The sequence below is a fragment of the Hydrogenophaga sp. genome (genome assembly GCF_011390835.1).
Taxonomy (GTDB): Bacteria; Pseudomonadota; Gammaproteobacteria; order Burkholderiales; family Burkholderiaceae_C; genus Hydrogenophaga.
Genome location: NZ_JAABRQ010000021.1, coordinates 52215 through 69216 on the forward strand (window position 1 = coordinate 52215; position 17002 = coordinate 69216).

Genomic DNA, 17002 nt, shown 5'->3' on the forward strand with positions numbered 1-17002 from the left:
ATCAGCGCTCCGCAGGCGGACATGTGCCGCCGCGCGACACGGAACCATCCTTGCACTCGGTCAGGATCTCGGTTTCGGGCGTGGGCCGCCGTACCGGTCGCACCGGCGGCGGGCTGGTCGGCCGGGCAGACTGGGCGTTGGGGGGCGCAGGGATGCCAGGCGCTTCGGCACCGACGCCGCGGGTGTACACGATCTTCTGCTGCCCGTTGTCACACGAACCGACCACCTCGCCTGTGACCGGCGTGTCGTTCGGCACCACCGTCACGCTGAAACGCGCCACGCCGGCGTCGCGGATCTGGGCTTCGATCCTGGCGCGGATCGGCTCACAATTGTCGGCATGGGCTGCGCCGACCTGGGCGAGCAACACCAAGACGGGCAGGATGCGGTATCGAAACAACATGGGCTCAGTGTAGTTTCACAGAGGCTTGAGCACCTTGGGCACCGCATTGGGCCGAAGCCGGAAGGCGTCGGGCATGCGCGAACCAAGCAGCGGACGCAAGTACAGGCGAAAGGCGTCCGTCACGTCGGTGCCGTTGGCCGATATGAACTCGTCTTCCATCACGCGCGTCTTGCCCGCTACTGCGGAGAGCGGCAGCAGCTCGTAGTCGGCCGAATAAAAACCAGTGCGCTTGATCGCCACCGAGCCGTCGACTTTGCCCCACATCGCGTACTGAACCGCCTTCTCACCCACCTCACGTGCTTCGCGCTGGTCCACATCGCTCACGCAGCCGATGAAGCTGCGCTGCAGGTAGCCAAAGGTGTCGCCGCGCACACGTTTGATGCCAAGCTTGAGCTTGATCTCTTCGCACAGCAGGTCGGCCAGCGCGCCGGTGCCCGAGAGCTGGACATTGCCATGCGCATCCTTTTCGATGTCCTTTGCCAGCTGCGTGATGATGGGCTGACCCGAGGCATCGTGAATGCCTTCGCTCACCGCGATCACGCAGCGTCCATGGCGCTCGTACACCGCCTTCACCTCAGCCAGGAATTTCGGGATATCGAACACCCGCTCGGGCAGATAAATCAGGTGCGGACCGTCGTCGTCGAACTTCTTGCCCAAAGCGGAGGCTGCCGTGAGAAAGCCGGCGTGTCGCCCCATGACCACGCCCACGTACACGCCCGGCAGCGCCGCGTTGTCGAGGTTGGCACCTGCAAAAGCCTGGGCCACGAAGCGCGCCGCCGAAGGGAATCCTGGCGTGTGGTCGCTGCCTACCAGATCGTTGTCGATGGTCTTGGGAATGTGGATCGAGCGCAGCGGGTAGTTGGCCTTCCGCGCTTCCTCGGACACGATGCGCACCGTGTCTGAAGAGTCGTTGCCGCCGATGTAAAAGAAGTGCTCGATCTCATGCGCTCGCAGCACCTTGAAAATCTCCTGGCAGTAGGCCAGGTCGGGCTTGTCGCGCGTGGATCCCAATGCGGAGGATGGGGTGTTGGCCACCGCTTCCAGGTTGTGGCTCGTCTCTTGTGTGAGGTCGACAAAGTCCTCGTCCACGATGCCGCGTACGCCGTGGCGCGCGCCGTAGACCAGCCTCACATCGCGAAAGCGCCGCGCTTCCAGCGCCACGCCCACCATGGACTGGTTGATGACCGCCGTGGGCCCGCCGCCCTGGGCAACGAGGATTTTTCCGGATGACATGGAACAGACTCCTTCAATGTTGGTTGGCCAAGTGTGGACCCAATTGCACCCACCCTTCAACGGTCACGGCCGAAACCGCAGCGCAAGCCTGGCACCTGGAAGGTACCGAAGCGCTTCACTGCCCAAAACAAGTGTGACGCGAGGGTCTCATCGAATCCCTGGACAACTCCCCTCTCACGCAGGTGCGAAACTCTTGTCCATGAAGACCTTCCACAACCCCCACCAAGCGATGCACCAAGGCCAACAGGAAATGTTCCGAGGGCGTCTGGTGCCCTGCCACGAAGTGCCAGCACGGCTCGACTTTGTGCTGAATGAGCTGCAGCGCCGGCCGCTGGGCACGCTGGAGACCCCGGCGATCACCGCCGCAGAACTGGACGCCGCGATCGCCCGCGTGCACACCCAGCGCTACACAGACTTTCTGGCGAACGCCTGGGACCATTGGGTGGCGATGGATCCGGCGAACGCGCAGCGCGACGTCTTGCCTTCGGTCTGGCCGCTGGGCAACCAGCACGCCTTCCGTGCCGACGTCCTGCCCCTCAATTTCGCAGCCCGCCTGGGTCTGTTTGCCTTTGACGCCGGTTCACCCCTGATGGCAGGAACCTGGGTGGCCGCGCGCGGGGGCGCAGCCTGTGCACTGGCGGCGGCGCGCGAGGTGTTGGGCGGCGCGCGCTCGGCGTTTGCCCTCACCCGTCCACCGGGCCACCATGCCGGCCCCGACTTCCTGGGCGGCTACTGCTTTCTGAACAACGCCGCCATTGCCGCGCAGGCCTTGGTGGATGGCGGCGAGTCGCACGTGGCGGTGCTCGACGTGGACTACCACCACGGCAACGGCACGCAGACCATCTTCTACGAGCGCGCTGATGTGTTCACCGTCTCCGTCCACGGTGACCCCATGACCGAGTACCCGTTTTTCCTCGGTCATGCCGATGAACGGGGCGCTGGCCCGGGCGCGGGCTTCAACCTCAACCTGCCGCTGCCCCGCGGCACCGGCTTTGCCGCCTGGCGAGCCGCGCTCGATCAGGGGCTGCAAGCGGTGAAGGACTTTGGTGCCGGCGCCCTGGTGGTGCCCATGGGCCTGGACACTTTTGAAGGCGATCCGATCTCGGGCTTCACGCTCAAGACCGAGGACTACCTCGACCTCGGAGAAGCACTGGCCAGCGCCGGTCTGCCCACCGTATTCACCTTCGAGGGCGGTTACGCGGTGGACGCGGTGGGCGTGAACGCGGTCAACCTGCTCGAAGGTTTCCAGCGCGCTGGGTGATCGGCAGGCCAGAGTCGGGCATGGACTTTAGGCGCTCGTGGATGGCGGTCTGGACCTCGAGGTGCAGGCGCAGCACAAACGCCAGCTCGGCCACCAGGAACAGAGGGCCGACGAACAGGCCGACGATGTCGTCCACGAAGGCCGGTTTCCTGCCCTCGCACCAGTGACCCAGAAACTGGATCGACCAGCCGACGATGAACGTGCCCAGGCCCACACCCAGCCACACGCCGGTGGTGTGTGCCGCCAGCACTTGACCGGCCAACAGCGCTGCACCGATCAGCACCAGCATGACCGAACCAAGGCGCAGGTCGATCCGCGGATGGAAAACGATGGTGCCCAGACCCAGCAAGGTCGTGAGCGAAACGGGCCAGTCGCCCACCAGGAGGCTGGGACGCGAGAGCAAGGTGGCGACGGAAGGGTCGTGACGCATCATGCGTCCCTCGCCCAACCCCGCGCGTCTGTCAGCTGACCGACACCGACCCTACTGGAAAACCCGCAAAACACCCGCCATGCTGCCCACCCCAGCCGAACTGCATCCGCTCACCCAGGGGTGCTGGTTCCAACGCCTTCCCATTGAGTCTGCCCAAGCCTTACTGAACCTCGGTCGGCTGTACACGCTGCAGCTCGGCGAAGCGCTTTTTCTTCTCGAGGGTGCGCCCTGCGGCCTGTATGGCCTGGTGTCTAGCGCAATGCGGTTTACGGGCCACTGTGGTGGAAGCGAGTCTGCACGATCAGCCCCCACACTCGCGCGAGCTAGGGCTGCCGATGGCCGACAAGCTGCGGCTCGCTCTGGTGAGCATGAAGGCTCAGATGCTGCTGTCACCCACCCAGCGCCTGCTGCTGGCACAAGGCACTCAGGCGGGCGAGTTCCGCCGCCACATCGGCGTGACCCAGGACAAGCTGGCAGGCATGCTGGGGGTGTCGCGCCAGACCACCAACCAGATCCTGCAGGCGTTAAAGGACCAGGGCCTGATCGCACTGCAACGGGGCGAACTGGAAGCCCTGGACATCGACGCGCTGCACGCGCTGTCGCAGTAGCGCTGCCGAGCACGCAGCTTGCTCGCGCACTTGCCTATTGCCGGGCAGTGCGCAAGTTGGGCGGTGGCAGTTGCGGGTGGCTGGTGCGCCAGGGGTTGATGTCGAGCCCGCCGCGCCGGGTGTAGCGCGCGTACACGCTGAGCTTGGCGGGCTTGCAGCGCGTCATGATGTCCATGTAGATGCGCTCGACGCACTGCTCGTGAAACTCGTTGTGGTTGCGAAAGCTCACAATGTATTGCAGCAAGCCTGCCTGATCGATCTGCGGTCCGCTGTAGTGGATCTGCACACTGCCCCAGTCGGGTTGCCCCGTCACCAGACAATTGCTCTTGAGCAGGTGGCTCACCAGCGTTTCCTCCACTGGCTGCTCGTGCAGCGCTGCGCTCAGCAGCTGCGGTGCGGGCTGGTACAGCTCACACTCCACATCAAGCCGGTCGATGGACAGGCCTTCGAGTTCGCGCACCGCCTCGCGTCCGAATTGCTCAGGCAGCAAAAGCTGAATCCCGGCAGACGCCAGCACCGAGCCGCCGTGCCAGATTGCGGCGCTGAGGTCTTCGCGCAGCCGATTGCGCACCGCGTCGGCGCTGGCGAAGCGGCTGTTGTTGAAGCTGTTGAGGTAAAGCTTGAACGACTTGCTCTCGACGATGTGGGTGCTCTCGCAAGGCACGGTGATGTGGGCCAGCGCTACCTGGGGCTTGCCGCGCAGGTTGAGCCATGAAAGCTCAAAAGCGGTCCACAGGTCGGCCCCCAGAAATGGCAGGCGGCCCTGGATGCCGATCTCAAGGCGCTTGGTCTCGCGTGGAAGCGGAAACAGCAGCGAAGCGTCGTACTGGTCGATGTAGGCCGAGGCCTTGCCAAGCTGGGAATGTTCAGGGGTATTCATTGAGAGGTCACACAAACTCTCGCTCGCGCAGCCACTTGGTCGCGACCCATTTTTCGCCGACGATCACGGGCGCACCACCGTGCAGGGTGCGAGTGGCAGGCGAGGGGCGGTCATAGCTGAAAAACACGGCGTTGCCGCGCTGCGGCGCCACTTCCAAACCGGCATCGGGAAAGGTCGTACCACCTCCCTGCTCGGGCTGGTTGAGGTACATCACCAGCGTGGCCACGCGCTGGCCGCCGCGCTTCAGGATGGTGGGTGTGCCGGGCTCGACCGGATCGAAATAGTCGTAATGCGGCTTGTACTCAGCGCCAGGGCCGTAGTGCAGTACCTGCAGCCCTTCGCCGTTCTCCACCGGCCAGTTCAGCAGCCGCGCGATACGTGATTCGATGCTTTTCAACAGCTCGCTTTCGCCGCGGTTGAAGAACATGCCGTTGCTGGTGCGGTCCGGGTTGAGCTCTTCACCGCCGGTCTTCGTCTGCACCGTGAGTGAGCGGGCTAGGCGCGGGCGCGCGGCGGCGATCAGCGCATCGCATTCTTCGCCCGACAACAAACCACCGAGCACCAGCACACGCGGCGACTGCAGGCTAGCCAACACCTGAATCCGGCGATCGCCCACGTCCACCTCACCCGATGAGACCGGCAGGTCCGCATCAGGTACCCGAACGCCCTGTGCGGCCGTCGGCACCACCACCGACGCCACGGGCTTGCCAGAGGCGCGCTGGCGCAGGTGATCGCGCAAGGTGTCTTCCAGCGCGACCTCTGCCACGTCTTCGGTCCAGCCGGCCTGCACCATGGCGCCGAGCACCGCTTCGGGCTGGTGACCCGCCAACGCCTGGTCCACGATCCATTGCCGCAGTTCGGGGGTGACGCTCTGGTTCATGTCCGCTGCTCCTAAGGTGGCGCGTAGGGTCAGCTGGTCGCCTGGCGCCGAAACACCAGCCGGTCGGGACCCGACGCGCCGGGTGTGAAACGGTAACCTTCCGCATCGAAGGCCTGCAATTGCGCGGGTGTGGAGACCCGGTGCTGCACCGCGAACCGCACCATCAGGCCACGCGCGCGTTTGGCGAAAAAGCTCACCACCTTGTACTGGCCCGCCTTGCCTTCCTCGAACACACAGGTGACCACACGCGGCTTGAGCGCCTTCAGGTCGACCGACTTGAAATACTCCTCGCTCGCCAGGTTGACCACCACCGGCGACTTGTCGGCCAGGGCCCGCTGGTTCAGGTAGTCGGCAATCTGGCGACCCCAGAACTGGTACAGATTCTTGCCGCGCGCCGTGGCCAGGCGCGTGCCCATCTCCAGACGGTAGGGCTGCATCTGGTCCAGCGGCCGCAACACACCGTACAGGCCGCTAAGGATGCACAGGTGCTGCTGAAGCCAGTCTAGATCTTCTGCGCTCAGGCTCTTGGCGTCCAGGCCACCATACACGTCGCCATCAAAGGCGAGCACGGCCTGCTTGCTGTTGCGCGCGGTGAACTTGGGCGACCAGGCCTGGTACCGCGCCACGTTCAGGCCCGAGAGCGCATCCGACAGGCTCATCAGCTCGGCGACCTGATGCGGCGATTTTTCGCGCAGCACCGAAATCAGCTCGGCGGCATCGCCTGCAAACAGCGGCTTGGTGTGCGTCTTGACGGGGGCGGGCGTGGTGTAGTCCAGCGCTTTGGCGGGGGAAATGAGGAACAGCATGGTGGAGTGGGCTCGGCGTGCAGGCAGATCAGGCAAAAAAAAGGCCTCCCGCAGGAAGCCTCGATTATGGCCAAAGCGGCGCGTTACCTGAGATCGCCCGCCAGGCTGGCCAAGGTCTCGGGCGCGATCTGCACATGGGCCGGGTAATGCGTGTGGTCACAGCCGAGCTTGACGGCCGCCCCGGCCTGAATCGCGGCCTTCATGGGCGGCGTGAATTCGAAGCGCACGAAGTGCACCGCGCTGGTCTTCTCGTCGTTCTCGCGGTCCAGGTCTTCGTCGGCGATCGCGTAAACGCGCTTCATGCCTTCGACCTCGACAAACAGCCGGTCTTCCACGCCGATCAGGCGGGCCAGCTCCCGCTTGCGTTCGTTGATGTCGGTGTACTCGATCATCATCGTGGCTTTCCAGTTGCTGCCTTCGGGCACCAGCGGCGCATAGGCCTCGATCTCTTGCTGGATGCCCTCTTCCTCGAACACTTTTTCAATGCGCAGCATCTCCTGAATCTGGTAGCGGATGGTCGTCTCGCTCTCGAACTGCAGATTGATGTGCTCGCCCAGCGACACGCTTCGCAGCTTGCGATGCGCGATGACTTCGGCTTTGTGCAGCTTGCGCCACTTGGTGTAGGCCTCCAGCGTCATCAGGCTGTCGGCGGTGATGTGTCCGGTGAGTTGCATGTTGATCACTCCTATGTGGTTTCGGCCGAGTTGTTGATCTCGCCCGTGAAACGGGGTCAAAGCCCCATTTCGCCGTGGCGTCTCTTGCTCCGGTGGAGGAATCGTCCTGAATGGGGATCTGACCCCGATTCACTCTACCTCCGCTTCGCGCCTAGCTACTTCAATCCGTAGGCCTTGGCCACCAGGCTTAGCGGGTGTTGCAGTTCGGGCGCGCCATGACCGTTTACTTCAAAGCCCTGCGCAATGTGGTGGCCGCCGAGCGGACAGTCCGAGCTGATGTAGTCGGGTTTGGCACCGTCTTTCATGGTGGCCATGGCCTTGAACACCGGCTTACCGATCTTCATCGCCTGCTGGTGGGTGGCCTTCTTTACCCCGAAGGTGCCGGCGTGTCCGGAGCAGCGCTCGATCGTGTTGATCGTGGTCTCTGGGATCATCTTGAGCATCTCTTCGGTTTTGCGACCAATGTTCTGCACCCGGCCGTGACAGGGGATCTGGTAGCTGATATTCCCCAGCTTCTGAGGAAACTCGGTCTTGAGCAGGCCATCTCGCTTGCGCGCCATGAAATACTCAAACGGGTCCCACATGTGTTCCTTGACCAGCTGGGTGTCGGCGTCATCGGGGAACATCAGCGGGATTTCCTGCTTGAACATGAGTGCACAACTGGGCACGGCGGCGAGGATGGCATAGCCATCTTTCGCGTACTTCGCCAGCACCGGGATATTGGCTTCCTTGCTGTCCTGCACCGACTCTAGGTCACCCAGCTCCAGCTTGGGCATGCCACAGCATTTTTCCTTCTCGACCAGGGTATAAGGAATGTCGTTGTGGTCAAGGATCTTGAGCAGATCCATGCCGATGCCCGGCTCGTTGTAGTTGATGTAACAGGTGGAGAAGATCGCCACCTTACCCGGAGTTTTCTCGCCGTCGACCACTTGTTTCGCTTGCGCATCGGGCGCGGCCGAACGAAACTTTTTGGACGCAAGCTCGGGTAGCCAAGCATCCCTGTCCACGCCAGCAAACTTCTCCATCAGACCGCGCGCCACCTGCGTCTTGTTGATGGCGTTGACTGCCTGCACCACGATGGGAATGCCAGCGAACTGGCCGTGCACATCGGTGGAAGCAAGCAGCTTCTCAGCGGTGCCGACTTCTCCCTTCTTGAACTTGATCGCCTTGGCGCGCAGCATGGTGTGCGGGAAATCCAGGTTCCACTCGTGCGGCGGGGTGTACGGACACTTGGTCATGTAGCACAGGTCGCACATGTAGCACTGATCGACCACTTTCCAGTAGTCCTTCTTGTCGACCCCGTCGACCTCCATCGTCTTGCTCTCGTCAACCAGATCGAACAGGGTGGGGAACGAGCCACATAGGCTAACGCACCGGCGGCAACCGTGGCAGATGTCGAAGATGCGCTCCAACTCATCGAAGCACTTTTCCTCGTTGTAGAAATCGGGATTTTTCCAGTCCAGCGCGTGCCGAGTGGGTGCTTGGAGGTTGCCTTCGGTGGCCATGTGTGCTCCTCTTGGATGGGGATGTTGTCGTGGGCTTTTGCAAAAACTCGAAGTTCAGCACGATTCCTTGCAAGAGCCCGCTGGCGAGGGAAGTCCTCCCAGCGGACACCGCGAAACGGGCTTTGCCCGGCCGCAGGTGCCGCCCCCTTGAGGGGGTGTCGCGCCGCAGATGCGGCGCGGGGGTGGGTCAATCAATCCACCAGCTCGGTGAGCGCCTTCTGATAGCGGTTAGCGTGCGATCGCTCGGCCTTGGCCAGCGTCTCGAACCAGTCGGCGACCTCGTCAAAACCTTCCTCGCGGGCGGTCTTGGCCATGCCGGGATACATGTCGGTGTACTCGTGCGTCTCGCCAGCCACCGCAGAGGCCAAGTTGTCGCGGGTCGAGCCGATCGGCATGCCGGTGGCGGGGTCACCAGACTGCTCCAGGAACTCCAGATGGCCATGCGCATGACCCGTTTCGCCTTCGGCCGTGGAGCGGAACAGGGCCGCCACGTCGTTCTGGCCTTCGATGTCGGCCTTGTTTGCGAAATACAGGTAGCGGCGGTTGGCCTGGGATTCGCCAGCGAAGGCGTCTTTCAGGCACTGCTCGGTTTTCGAGCCTTTCAATGCGGCCATGGATATCTCCTTGTCGTGGTTGAAAAAACGCTCAGACGGCCAACCGGGATGGGCAGACCCCTGAGACAAAAAACACGATACGCGCCTGAGCGAGCTGCGTCTAATTGTTCTGGCCTATGTGACAAATTGCTCGAGACTATTGGCCAGCCTCGACTGATAACCGTTCTCAGCGCCGTCGACAAGTGCGCCCGAAAGCTTCAAACTGGACCAACGCGGCGGGCGGGGAAGGCGGCTATGGCCCATCCGTTTCGTCACATCAAACCCAAGGAAACCGCATGTCCGCACCGCATTTGCCGCGCCCAAGGTCAGACCGGCGCACCATGGAGTCCACCCCGGAACGACCGCCCCGAGATGGTGGCGCACCCGCTTGACGGAGCCGACGATCATGAGCCACACGGACACCGGAACCACAAGGGAAAACGCCCAAGGATTCAGCCAGGGTGCTGGCTACGTTCTGCCTGAGTATCCGTTTGTGCCGCCGCCAGAGCTGCAGGGCGGACCCACCGTTCGCCACGCGGTCGTGATCGTGGGCGGCGGCATCACCGGGCTCACGCTGGCGTGTTCGCTGGCCAGGCTGGGTGTGAGCGCCGTGCTGCTCGACGAGGACAACACGGTGGGCGTGAAGGGAGCCGCTTCGCGTGGTATCTGCTACACGCAGAAATCGCTGGAGATCTTCGACCGGCTAGGCATTTACAAGCGCATCGCCGCCAAGGGCGTGCAATGGAGCGTGGGCCGCACCTTTGCGGGAAAGGACGAGGTCTACCACTTTGATCTGCGCCAGCAGGGCAACTTTCAGCTCTCCGAACAGCCGCCTTTCATCAACATCCAGCAGTTCTACATCGAGGCCTACCTGGTCGACCGCATCCAGGCGCTGGGCGGCGTGGACCTGCGCTGGCAGAACCGGCTGGTCGATTTTGAGCAAGTGGCCGACTTCGCCACACTCACGGTTGAGACCCCGGCCGGGCGCTACCGCATCGAAGCTGAGCACGTGGTCGACGCCACCGGCGCGCACAGCCCGATTCGGGCCTGGCTGCAGGTGCCGTTCGACAGCCAGCGCGGGGACGACCGCTGGTGCATCGCCGACGTGCGCTTCACCACTCGCCCGCCACTTGAGCGCCACACCTGGATAGAAGCGCCGTTCAACGACAACCGCGCCGTCTGGCAGCACTTGATGGCCGACGACGTCTGGCGGCTCGACTACCAAATGGCGCCCAACGCCGACCCCGCAGAGGTTAGCCGCGAGGACCTGGTTCGTGCCCGCCTCGAGAGGCAGTTTGGTCCCGATGTGGAGGTGGAAATCGTCTGGGTCGGCCCCTACGCCTACCGCAGCGAGTGTGTTCACGCCCTGCGCCATGGCCGGGTGCTACTGGTGGGCGACGCGGTCAAGGTGGTGAGCCCATTTGGCGCGCGCGGCGGCAACACTGGCGTGGCCGACGCCGACAACCTGGCCTGGAAACTCGCCGCCGTATTGCAAGGCAAGGCCGATGCAGCGCTGCTGGCGAGTTACCACGACGAGCGGCTGGAAGCCGCGCAGCAAAACGTCTGCATCACCAACCGCACCGCGCGTTTCCTGCGGCCGGCCGATGGCACGGAGCGCCTGTTCCGCGACGCGGTGATTCACCTGGCGCGCCAGCAGCCCTTTGCTCGTGCATTGGTCAACACCGGTCGCATGGCCGTGGCCAACTCCTATTCGCGTTCGCACGCCTGCACCTACATGCCCGGCAGCGCCGCAGGGCAGTCGGCGCAGAACGTGCACTTCGCCTGGGCAGACGGCAGCCGAGGCACCGTCAACCAGCTGCTGGACTGGGCAGACGGTGACCTGCTCCTGCTGGTGTTCGGCGACCTCTCCGCCACCGCTGTGCAGCGCCTCCGCCGCCTGTGTTTCGACACGCCGCTGCGGTGCGTACAGGTGCTGGGGCCAGAGGCGCCGGCGCAGGCCATCGAACACGTGCGCGATCCACAAGGCCACCTGCAAGGCGCCTGCCATGTGTTCGGTCACGCCTGGGCGCTGGTGCGACCCGACGGCTATCTGGCCGCCAGTGGCGAGTCAGTGGGCGCACCCCTGATCGCCGCCATCGAACGATCGCTCGGCTTGCGCTGACCCACCTGGGACAACCATGAAACAATCACCCCAATTTCAAGACGCCGACACCTTCTACGAACAGCTGCTCGATGCCCACCAGGGCCTGAGTCGAGAGGCCTCGGAAGCGCTCAACGCGCGGCTGATCCTGATCCTGGCCAACCAGGTCGGTGATGCCCGGGTGCTGGCCGAGTGCATCGCTGCAGCGAGCCAGGCAGCGCCCGCCACAGCCCGACGACCGAGCAGCGTCGAATAAAATCAGTCCATTCCCGAGTTTCCTTTGACGGCGCCCTGCGGGGCGCCGTGTCACTTTCTGGCACCCCCATGACCGAACCGCTGCAACAACCTGGCCTGTCTTCCCTGTCCAAGTCCTTCGAGCCCTCGGCGCTGGAAGCACACTGGGGTCCGGAGTGGGAGCGGCGCGGCTACGGCGTGGCGGGTTTCCGCGGCACGGGTGCTCCCCAGGCGAATGCACCATCGTTCGCCATCCAACTGCCGCCACCCAACGTCACCGGCACTCTGCACATGGGCCACGCCTTCAACCAGACCATCATGGACAGCCTCACCCGCTACCACCGCATGATGGGCTTTAACAGCGTCTGGGTGCCAGGCACCGACCACGCCGGCATCGCCACCCAGATCGTGGTGGAACGCCAGTTGCAGGAACAGGGCATCAGCCGCCACGACATGGGAGCAACGCCGCTTGAAGCGCGCAAGAACTTCGTGGCCAAGGTCTGGGAATGGAAAGAGCAGAGCGGCCACACCATCACCACGCAGATGCGCCGCATGGGCGACTCGGTGGATTGGAGCCGCGAGTACTTCACCATGGACCCCAAGCTGTCGACGGTGGTGACCGAGACCTTTGTGCGCCTGTTTGAGCAAGGCCTTATCTACCGCGGCAAGCGCCTGGTGAACTGGGACCCGGTGCTGATGAGCGCTGTCTCCGACCTGGAGGTGGAGAGCGAGGAAGAAGACGGGTTCATGTGGCACATCGCCTATCCGCTGTCCAACGGCAGTGGTTCGCTGACCGTGGCCACCACCCGCCCGGAGACCCTGCTGGGTGACGTGGCCGTGATGGTGCATCCGGACGACGAACGCTACAGCGCGCTGGTCGGTCAGTACGTGAAGCTGCCACTGTGCGACCGCGAAATCCCGGTGATCGCCGACGAGTATGTCGACCGCGCATTCGGTACCGGCGTGGTCAAGGTCACACCCGCACACGATGCCAACGACTACGCCGTGGGCCAGCGCCACCAGTTGCCTATCATCGGCGTGCTGGCGCTGAACGCCAGCATCAACGAACACGCGCCCGCCAGGTACCGGGGTATGGACCGGTTCGTGGCCCGCAAGGCGGTGGTCGCGGACCTGGAAGCCGCTGGCCTGCTGGTCGAGACCAAAAAGCACAAGCTCATGGTGCCGCGCTGCGCGCGCACCGGTCAGGTGATCGAGCCGATGCTGACCGACCAGTGGTTTGTCGCCATGCAGTCCAAGGGCAATGAGAAGAACACCAGCGGCTCCTCGATTGCCGACAAGGCCATTGCGGCCGTGAAATCCGGCGAAGTGACCTTTGTGCCGGAGAACTGGGTCAACACCTACGACCAGTGGATGAACAACATCCAGGACTGGTGCATCTCGCGCCAGCTCTGGTGGGGTCACCAGATCCCGGCCTGGTATGACGAGCAAGGCCAGGTCTACGTCGCGCGCACGGAAGCCGAAGCGCAGGCCCAGGCGCCAGGCAAAAAGCTGCGTCGCGACGACGACGTGCTCGACACCTGGTATTCGTCAGCCCTGGTGCCGTTTTCAACCATGGGCTGGCCCGAGCAAGGCGATGCCGCTACCGACGACTACAACCTATACCTGCCCAGCAGCGTGCTGGTGACCGGCTACGACATCATCTTTTTCTGGGTCGCCCGGATGATCATGATGACGACCCACTTCACCGGCCGCGTGCCGTTCAAACACGTCTACATCCACGGCTTGGTGCGCGACGCGCAGGGCCAGAAGATGAGCAAGTCCGAAGGCAACGTGCTGGATCCGGTGGACCTGATCGATGGCATCGCTTTGCCTCCGCTACTCGACAAACGCACCACCGGCCTGCGCAAGCCCGAAACCGCGCCCAAGGTGCGCAAGCAGACCGAAAAGGAATTCCCCGACGGCATCCCGGCCTACGGTGCCGATGCGCTGCGCTTCACGTTTGCGGCACTGGCGTCGCTGGGTCGCAGCATCAACTTCGACAGCAAGCGCTGCGAGGGCTACCGCAACTTCTGCAACAAGCTCTGGAATGCGACCCGCTTCACGCTGATGAACTGCGAAGGCCAGGACTGTGGTCTGAAAGAGCACGGTGCGGCGGAATGCCTGCCGGGCGGCTACCTGGAGTTCAGCCAGGCGGACCGCTGGATCGTGTCGACCCTGCAGCGGGTGGAGGCCGAGGTCGCGAAAGGATTTTCAGAATACCGTCTCGATAACGTGGCCAACGCGGTTTATGACTTTGTGTGGAACGAATTCTGCGACTGGTACCTGGAGATCGCCAAGGTGCAGATCAACACCGGCAGCGAGTCGCAGCAGCGCGCCACCCGACGCACGCTGATCCGCACCCTGGAGACCATTCTGCGGCTGGCGCACCCAGTGATTCCTTTCATCACCGAAGAACTCTGGCAAAAGGTCGCGCCAGTGGCAGGGCGCGCGGGTGAGTCGGTCAGCATCGCCGCCTACCCGGTGAGCCAGCCGGAGCGCATCGACGCCGAGGCCGAGGCCCATGTGAACAAGCTCAAGGGCCTGGTCGACGCCTGCCGCACCCTGCGTGGCGAGATGAACGTGTCACCCGCCACCCGGCTGCCGCTGTACGTGCTGGGCGATACCGAGTTCATGACCAGCGCGGCACCGGTGTTGCAGGCGCTGGCCAAGCTGAGCGAGGTTCAGGTGTACGCGGACGAGACGCGGTGGGCGGCGGCGGCCCAGGCTGCGCCGGTGGCGGTGGTGGGCGTTGCACGCCTGTGCCTGTTCATGGAAATCGACGTGGTCGCCGAAAAGGCCCGCCTGACCAAGGAAGTGGCTCGGCTGGAAGGCGAGGTCACAAAGGCCAACGCCAAGCTGTCGAATGAGGCCTTTGTGGCCAAGGCTCCAGCGGCGGTGATCGATCAGGAGAAACAGCGGGTTACCGACTTTGGAGCCACGCTCACCAAACTGCGAGAGCAGATCGCGCGCCTGTGAGCATGCTCCAGACAACGGACCTCAGCGCTGGTGCGCCGCGATCGAGTCCCACTGCGACGGCGTGATCGACTGCGGATCGTCCTGCTCGGCGTAGTCCAAGCTGTCAAGCATCGAGAAGTCGCTGTGCCGACTCTCTTCCTTGGCGGCCGTGGGCGCCAGGGTTTCGTGAATGCGGTGCGCCACATACCAGCTCGCGCGCAGCTTGGCCTCGCGGGTGTGTGAGCCAAGCCGCGGCGTGAGGTGCAGGTTGGGCAGATCGTGCAAAGGCGTGCCGGCCGCCGCGAATTTGGGGTTGGCACCGTCGAGCAGGCAAGCGTCGATGCGCCCGTCGCTCAAGGCCAGGGCAAGGGCCTCGACATCAAACAGCGAGGTACGGCTCACTCCCACCCAGAGCTGGCCGGGTTTGCAGTGGTTTAGCACCCGCTCGTTGATCCAGCCGCGAAAGCGCGAGGCGTACACCACCTGCAGCGAGACCGCATCCGAGCGCGCGAGCAACTCGTTGATTGTCACCGGCTCCACGCCCAGCTTGTCCCACAGGGGCGCGGCGTGGTGCACCGCGGGATCGTAGCCCAGCAGGCGGACACCCAGACTTTTGAGCATGGGGGCTAACGTGTGCGCCACAGGCGCCAGACCGAGCAAGCCCACCGTGCTGCCCGCCAGCTCGCGGCCCATGCGCACCTGGGAAATCTTGCGGCCCAGCAGCGCGCTGATCATGCCGCGCCGGTACAGCATGAGCAGGCCGTAGAGCAGATATTCGGCGTTGGACCGCACCGTGGCGCTGCGCGCCTGCACCACCCGCACCCGGCGCCGGGCGCAGGCATCCAGATCGGTGTTGTCGCTGGAAATCTGCATGCGGGCAATGACCTGCAGCTTAGGCGAAAAATCAAGAAACTCCTGAGACACGATCACGTGCGGCGGCAACACCAGCGCGCGGGTCTTGTAGGTGTTCTTGCGCAGCTCGATCGGATCGTCGCCCCACTCGGGACGGAAGCTCACCTCATGACGCTCTTGTAGCCACGACAGCGCTTCAGGCACCAGGGGATCGATCAACAGAACTTCCATCGGCGGTTCCGTACAGAAAGTGATTCAGATCCGCCAGTGTCTGGCAGATTCAGCGGCGTTTGAGCACCGAGATGTGTTCGTTCCCCTGCGTCTGTTGCTCCAACAGCTCGTTGCCCGTCTGTTTGGCAAAGGCCTGGAAATCGCGAACCGAGCCGGCATCGGTCGATACCACGCGCAGCCTCTGGCCGCTGGTCATTTCGGCCAGGGCTTTCTTGGCCTTCAAAATGGGCAGCGGGCAATTGAGGCCGCGTGCGTCAAGTTCTTTGTCTGCGTTCATGGTCAATCCTTGGGAGCATCGATTCTAAGCGCGCCGGCCAGGCGGTGCAGACTGCTGAAAACCCGGCTGGTCGCTTGTTTCACCAGGCGCACTGGCACGGGGCTCGTCAGCCGTGGGCAAGTCCATGAACACCGGCTCTTGGCCTCGGCTACGCAACCAGTCGGCCAGCGCCAGACCGGTGCCCGCTCGCCAGCACTTCACCTGCTCGGGCCTCAACAGCCGGTACTCGGCCAGCTCGGGCGAGAGCTGAACCTGGCCGTGGGCGACCGCGTGGTAGGTGATGATGACCTGATTCATGCGCTGAAAATCGTGCACACCCACCAACGTCAGCGCACTCACGCTGAGTCCTGTCTCCTCGCCGATCTCTCTCGAAATGCCCTGCTCCGGCGTTTCGCCCGCTTCCATAAACCCGGTGATGAGACCCATCATGCGGTGTTGCCAGGCGGCGTTGCGCGCGAGCAGCACCTGGCCGTCCAGCTCCACAATCGCCGCCAGCACCGGCGTGGGGTTGTTCCAGTGCGTGAAGCTACACGCCGGGCAGCGCAGGCGCTCGGTCAGCCCAGCGTCCTCCAGCTCGCTCCGCAGGGCCAGGGGCGACGCGCAAGCCGGACAAAAACGGTATTCAGTGATCATGCGATTCGAATGAAATGGCCCCTGCGAGAAAACCTTGACTTGAGGCACACAAAAAGAACCAGCGAACGAGGGGAAGTCCACCCCAGAGATACCGCGGCACCGGCTTGGCCGGGCCGCAGGTATCTCCCCCTCGGGGGTGACGCGGAGCGGCGCGGTCGCAGTCCACTACGCAGGGAACACGCCCGTCGACAGATACCGATCGCCGCGGTCACACACAATGAACGCGATGGTGGCGTTATCCACATGCTGCGCCACCTGTTGCGCCACCCAGCAGGCACCCGCGGCCGAAATGCCAGCAAAAATGCCTTCTTCCCGCGCCAGGCGACGACACATCTCCTCCGCGTCGGACTGGCTCACGTAAATCAACTCATCAACCCGGCTGGGTTCGTAGATCTTGGGCAGGTACTCGGTCGGCCACTTGCGGATGCCGGGAATGCGCGAACCCTCCT

Annotated in this window: 18 protein-coding genes; 5 read left to right on the forward strand and 13 right to left on the reverse strand. The window is 63.8% G+C overall.

Annotation, left to right across the window (positions count from 1 at the left end):
* Position 1: 1 nt before the first annotated feature.
* Complete coding sequence (locus GPT34_RS13175; protein WP_291013202.1) at positions 2-400, reverse strand: DUF1161 domain-containing protein; 399 nt, start codon at positions 398-400, stop codon at positions 2-4.
* 15 nt (positions 401-415) lie between these two features.
* On the reverse strand, positions 416-1633 hold the full coding sequence (locus GPT34_RS13180) for a 6-phosphofructokinase (protein ID WP_291013204.1): 1218 nt from the start codon (positions 1631-1633) through the stop codon (positions 416-418).
* Positions 1634-1832: 199 nt separating this feature from the next.
* Between GPT34_RS13180 and GPT34_RS13185 the strand changes: the two genes are divergently transcribed.
* Positions 1833-2894, forward strand: coding sequence for a histone deacetylase family protein (locus GPT34_RS13185; RefSeq protein WP_291013206.1), 1062 nt, complete (start codon positions 1833-1835; stop codon positions 2892-2894).
* On the opposite strand, the gene GPT34_RS13190 is transcribed toward GPT34_RS13185, so the two are convergent.
* Positions 2860-3327: an Mpo1-like protein gene (locus tag GPT34_RS13190; RefSeq protein WP_291013207.1), complete on the reverse strand. Its 468-nt coding sequence runs from the start codon at positions 3325-3327 to the stop codon at positions 2860-2862. The genes GPT34_RS13185 and GPT34_RS13190 overlap by 35 nt on opposite strands.
* Positions 3328-3659: 332 nt before the next feature.
* On the opposite strand from GPT34_RS13190, the gene GPT34_RS13195 reads away from it, so the two are divergent.
* Complete coding sequence (locus tag GPT34_RS13195) at positions 3660-3932, forward strand: helix-turn-helix domain-containing protein (RefSeq protein WP_291013209.1); 273 nt, start codon at positions 3660-3662, stop codon at positions 3930-3932.
* A 34-nt stretch (positions 3933-3966) separates the two neighbouring features.
* Here GPT34_RS13195 and queF read toward each other — a convergent pair whose 3' ends face one another.
* The 6 genes from queF to GPT34_RS13225 form a co-directional block, all read right to left on the reverse strand.
* Entirely contained in the window at positions 3967-4812 is an 846-nt protein-coding gene (gene queF, locus GPT34_RS13200) for an NADPH-dependent 7-cyano-7-deazaguanine reductase QueF (RefSeq protein WP_291013210.1), read from the reverse strand.
* A gap of 7 nt (positions 4813-4819) precedes the next feature.
* Entirely contained in the window at positions 4820-5692 is an 873-nt protein-coding gene (locus GPT34_RS13205) for a 2OG-Fe(II) oxygenase (protein ID WP_291013211.1), read from the reverse strand.
* 29 nt (positions 5693-5721) lie between these two features.
* Entirely contained in the window at positions 5722-6498 is a 777-nt protein-coding gene (gene yaaA / locus GPT34_RS13210; protein WP_291013212.1) for a peroxide stress protein YaaA, read from the reverse strand.
* Positions 6499-6581: 83 nt separating this feature from the next.
* On the reverse strand, positions 6582-7172 hold the full coding sequence (locus GPT34_RS13215) for a DUF3501 family protein (RefSeq protein ID WP_291013213.1): 591 nt from the start codon (positions 7170-7172) through the stop codon (positions 6582-6584).
* A 155-nt stretch (positions 7173-7327) separates the two neighbouring features.
* The gene (locus GPT34_RS13220) at positions 7328-8677 is read right to left on the reverse strand and encodes a heterodisulfide reductase-related iron-sulfur binding cluster (protein ID WP_291013214.1); all 1350 of its coding nucleotides are present in this window, start codon (positions 8675-8677) and stop codon (positions 7328-7330) included.
* 191 nt (positions 8678-8868) lie between these two features.
* Positions 8869-9291 carry a rubrerythrin family protein gene (locus GPT34_RS13225; protein WP_291013217.1) on the reverse strand — a complete coding sequence of 141 codons (423 nt, stop codon included), beginning with the start codon at positions 9289-9291 and terminating at the stop codon, positions 8869-8871.
* Positions 9292-9676: 385 nt separating this feature from the next.
* Here GPT34_RS13225 and GPT34_RS13230 point away from each other — a divergent pair, with 385 nt between their 5' ends.
* From GPT34_RS13230 to GPT34_RS13240, 3 genes are all read left to right on the forward strand, one after another.
* On the forward strand, positions 9677-11392 hold the full coding sequence (locus GPT34_RS13230; protein WP_291013219.1) for an FAD-dependent oxidoreductase: 1716 nt from the start codon (positions 9677-9679) through the stop codon (positions 11390-11392).
* A 16-nt stretch (positions 11393-11408) separates the two neighbouring features.
* On the forward strand, positions 11409-11627 hold the full coding sequence (locus GPT34_RS13235; RefSeq protein ID WP_291013221.1) for a DUF2783 domain-containing protein: 219 nt from the start codon (positions 11409-11411) through the stop codon (positions 11625-11627).
* A 68-nt stretch (positions 11628-11695) separates the two neighbouring features.
* The gene (locus tag GPT34_RS13240; protein ID WP_291013223.1) at positions 11696-14581 is read left to right on the forward strand and encodes a valine--tRNA ligase; all 2886 of its coding nucleotides are present in this window, start codon (positions 11696-11698) and stop codon (positions 14579-14581) included.
* Between the two features lie 21 nt (positions 14582-14602).
* Here GPT34_RS13240 and GPT34_RS13245 read toward each other — a convergent pair whose 3' ends face one another.
* The 4 genes from GPT34_RS13245 to GPT34_RS13260 all read right to left on the reverse strand — a co-directional run.
* A complete protein-coding gene (locus GPT34_RS13245) occupies positions 14603-15643 on the reverse strand; it encodes an NAD(P)-dependent oxidoreductase (protein WP_291013226.1) in 1041 nt (346 codons plus the stop codon).
* A gap of 49 nt (positions 15644-15692) precedes the next feature.
* The gene (locus GPT34_RS13250; RefSeq protein WP_291013228.1) at positions 15693-15920 is read right to left on the reverse strand and encodes a sulfurtransferase TusA family protein; all 228 of its coding nucleotides are present in this window, start codon (positions 15918-15920) and stop codon (positions 15693-15695) included.
* A 24-nt stretch (positions 15921-15944) separates the two neighbouring features.
* The gene (locus GPT34_RS13255; protein WP_291013230.1) at positions 15945-16553 is read right to left on the reverse strand and encodes an NUDIX hydrolase; all 609 of its coding nucleotides are present in this window, start codon (positions 16551-16553) and stop codon (positions 15945-15947) included.
* 165 nt (positions 16554-16718) lie between these two features.
* A partial coding sequence (locus GPT34_RS13260) for a pyridoxal-phosphate dependent enzyme (protein WP_363356899.1) occupies positions 16719-17002 on the reverse strand: 284 nt, incomplete at its 5' end.

Coding starts and splice junctions, on each gene's coding strand:
- GPT34_RS13190 (WP_291013207.1), bottom strand. CDS start 3,327: ATGATGCGTCACGACCCTTCCGTCGCCACCTTGCTCTCGCGTCCCAGC.
- GPT34_RS13255 (WP_291013230.1), bottom strand. CDS start 16,553: ATGATCACTGAATACCGTTTTTGTCCGGCTTGCGCGTCGCCCCTGGCC.
- GPT34_RS13230 (WP_291013219.1), top strand. CDS start 9,677: ATGAGCCACACGGACACCGGAACCACAAGGGAAAACGCCCAAGGATTC.
- GPT34_RS13205 (WP_291013211.1), bottom strand. CDS start 5,692: ATGAACCAGAGCGTCACCCCCGAACTGCGGCAATGGATCGTGGACCAG.
- GPT34_RS13175 (WP_291013202.1), bottom strand. CDS start 400: ATGTTGTTTCGATACCGCATCCTGCCCGTCTTGGTGTTGCTCGCCCAG.
- GPT34_RS13180 (WP_291013204.1), bottom strand. CDS start 1,633: ATGTCATCCGGAAAAATCCTCGTTGCCCAGGGCGGCGGGCCCACGGCG.
- GPT34_RS13185 (WP_291013206.1), top strand. CDS start 1,833: ATGAAGACCTTCCACAACCCCCACCAAGCGATGCACCAAGGCCAACAG.
- GPT34_RS13220 (WP_291013214.1), bottom strand. CDS start 8,677: ATGGCCACCGAAGGCAACCTCCAAGCACCCACTCGGCACGCGCTGGAC.
- GPT34_RS13240 (WP_291013223.1), top strand. CDS start 11,696: ATGACCGAACCGCTGCAACAACCTGGCCTGTCTTCCCTGTCCAAGTCC.
- GPT34_RS13245 (WP_291013226.1), bottom strand. CDS start 15,643: ATGGAAGTTCTGTTGATCGATCCCCTGGTGCCTGAAGCGCTGTCGTGG.
- queF (WP_291013210.1), bottom strand. CDS start 4,812: ATGAATACCCCTGAACATTCCCAGCTTGGCAAGGCCTCGGCCTACATC.
- GPT34_RS13215 (WP_291013213.1), bottom strand. CDS start 7,172: ATGCAACTCACCGGACACATCACCGCCGACAGCCTGATGACGCTGGAG.
- GPT34_RS13235 (WP_291013221.1), top strand. CDS start 11,409: ATGAAACAATCACCCCAATTTCAAGACGCCGACACCTTCTACGAACAG.
- yaaA (WP_291013212.1), bottom strand. CDS start 6,498: ATGCTGTTCCTCATTTCCCCCGCCAAAGCGCTGGACTACACCACGCCC.
- GPT34_RS13225 (WP_291013217.1), bottom strand. CDS start 9,291: ATGGCCGCATTGAAAGGCTCGAAAACCGAGCAGTGCCTGAAAGACGCC.
- GPT34_RS13250 (WP_291013228.1), bottom strand. CDS start 15,920: ATGAACGCAGACAAAGAACTTGACGCACGCGGCCTCAATTGCCCGCTG.
- GPT34_RS13195 (WP_291013209.1), top strand. CDS start 3,660: ATGGCCGACAAGCTGCGGCTCGCTCTGGTGAGCATGAAGGCTCAGATG.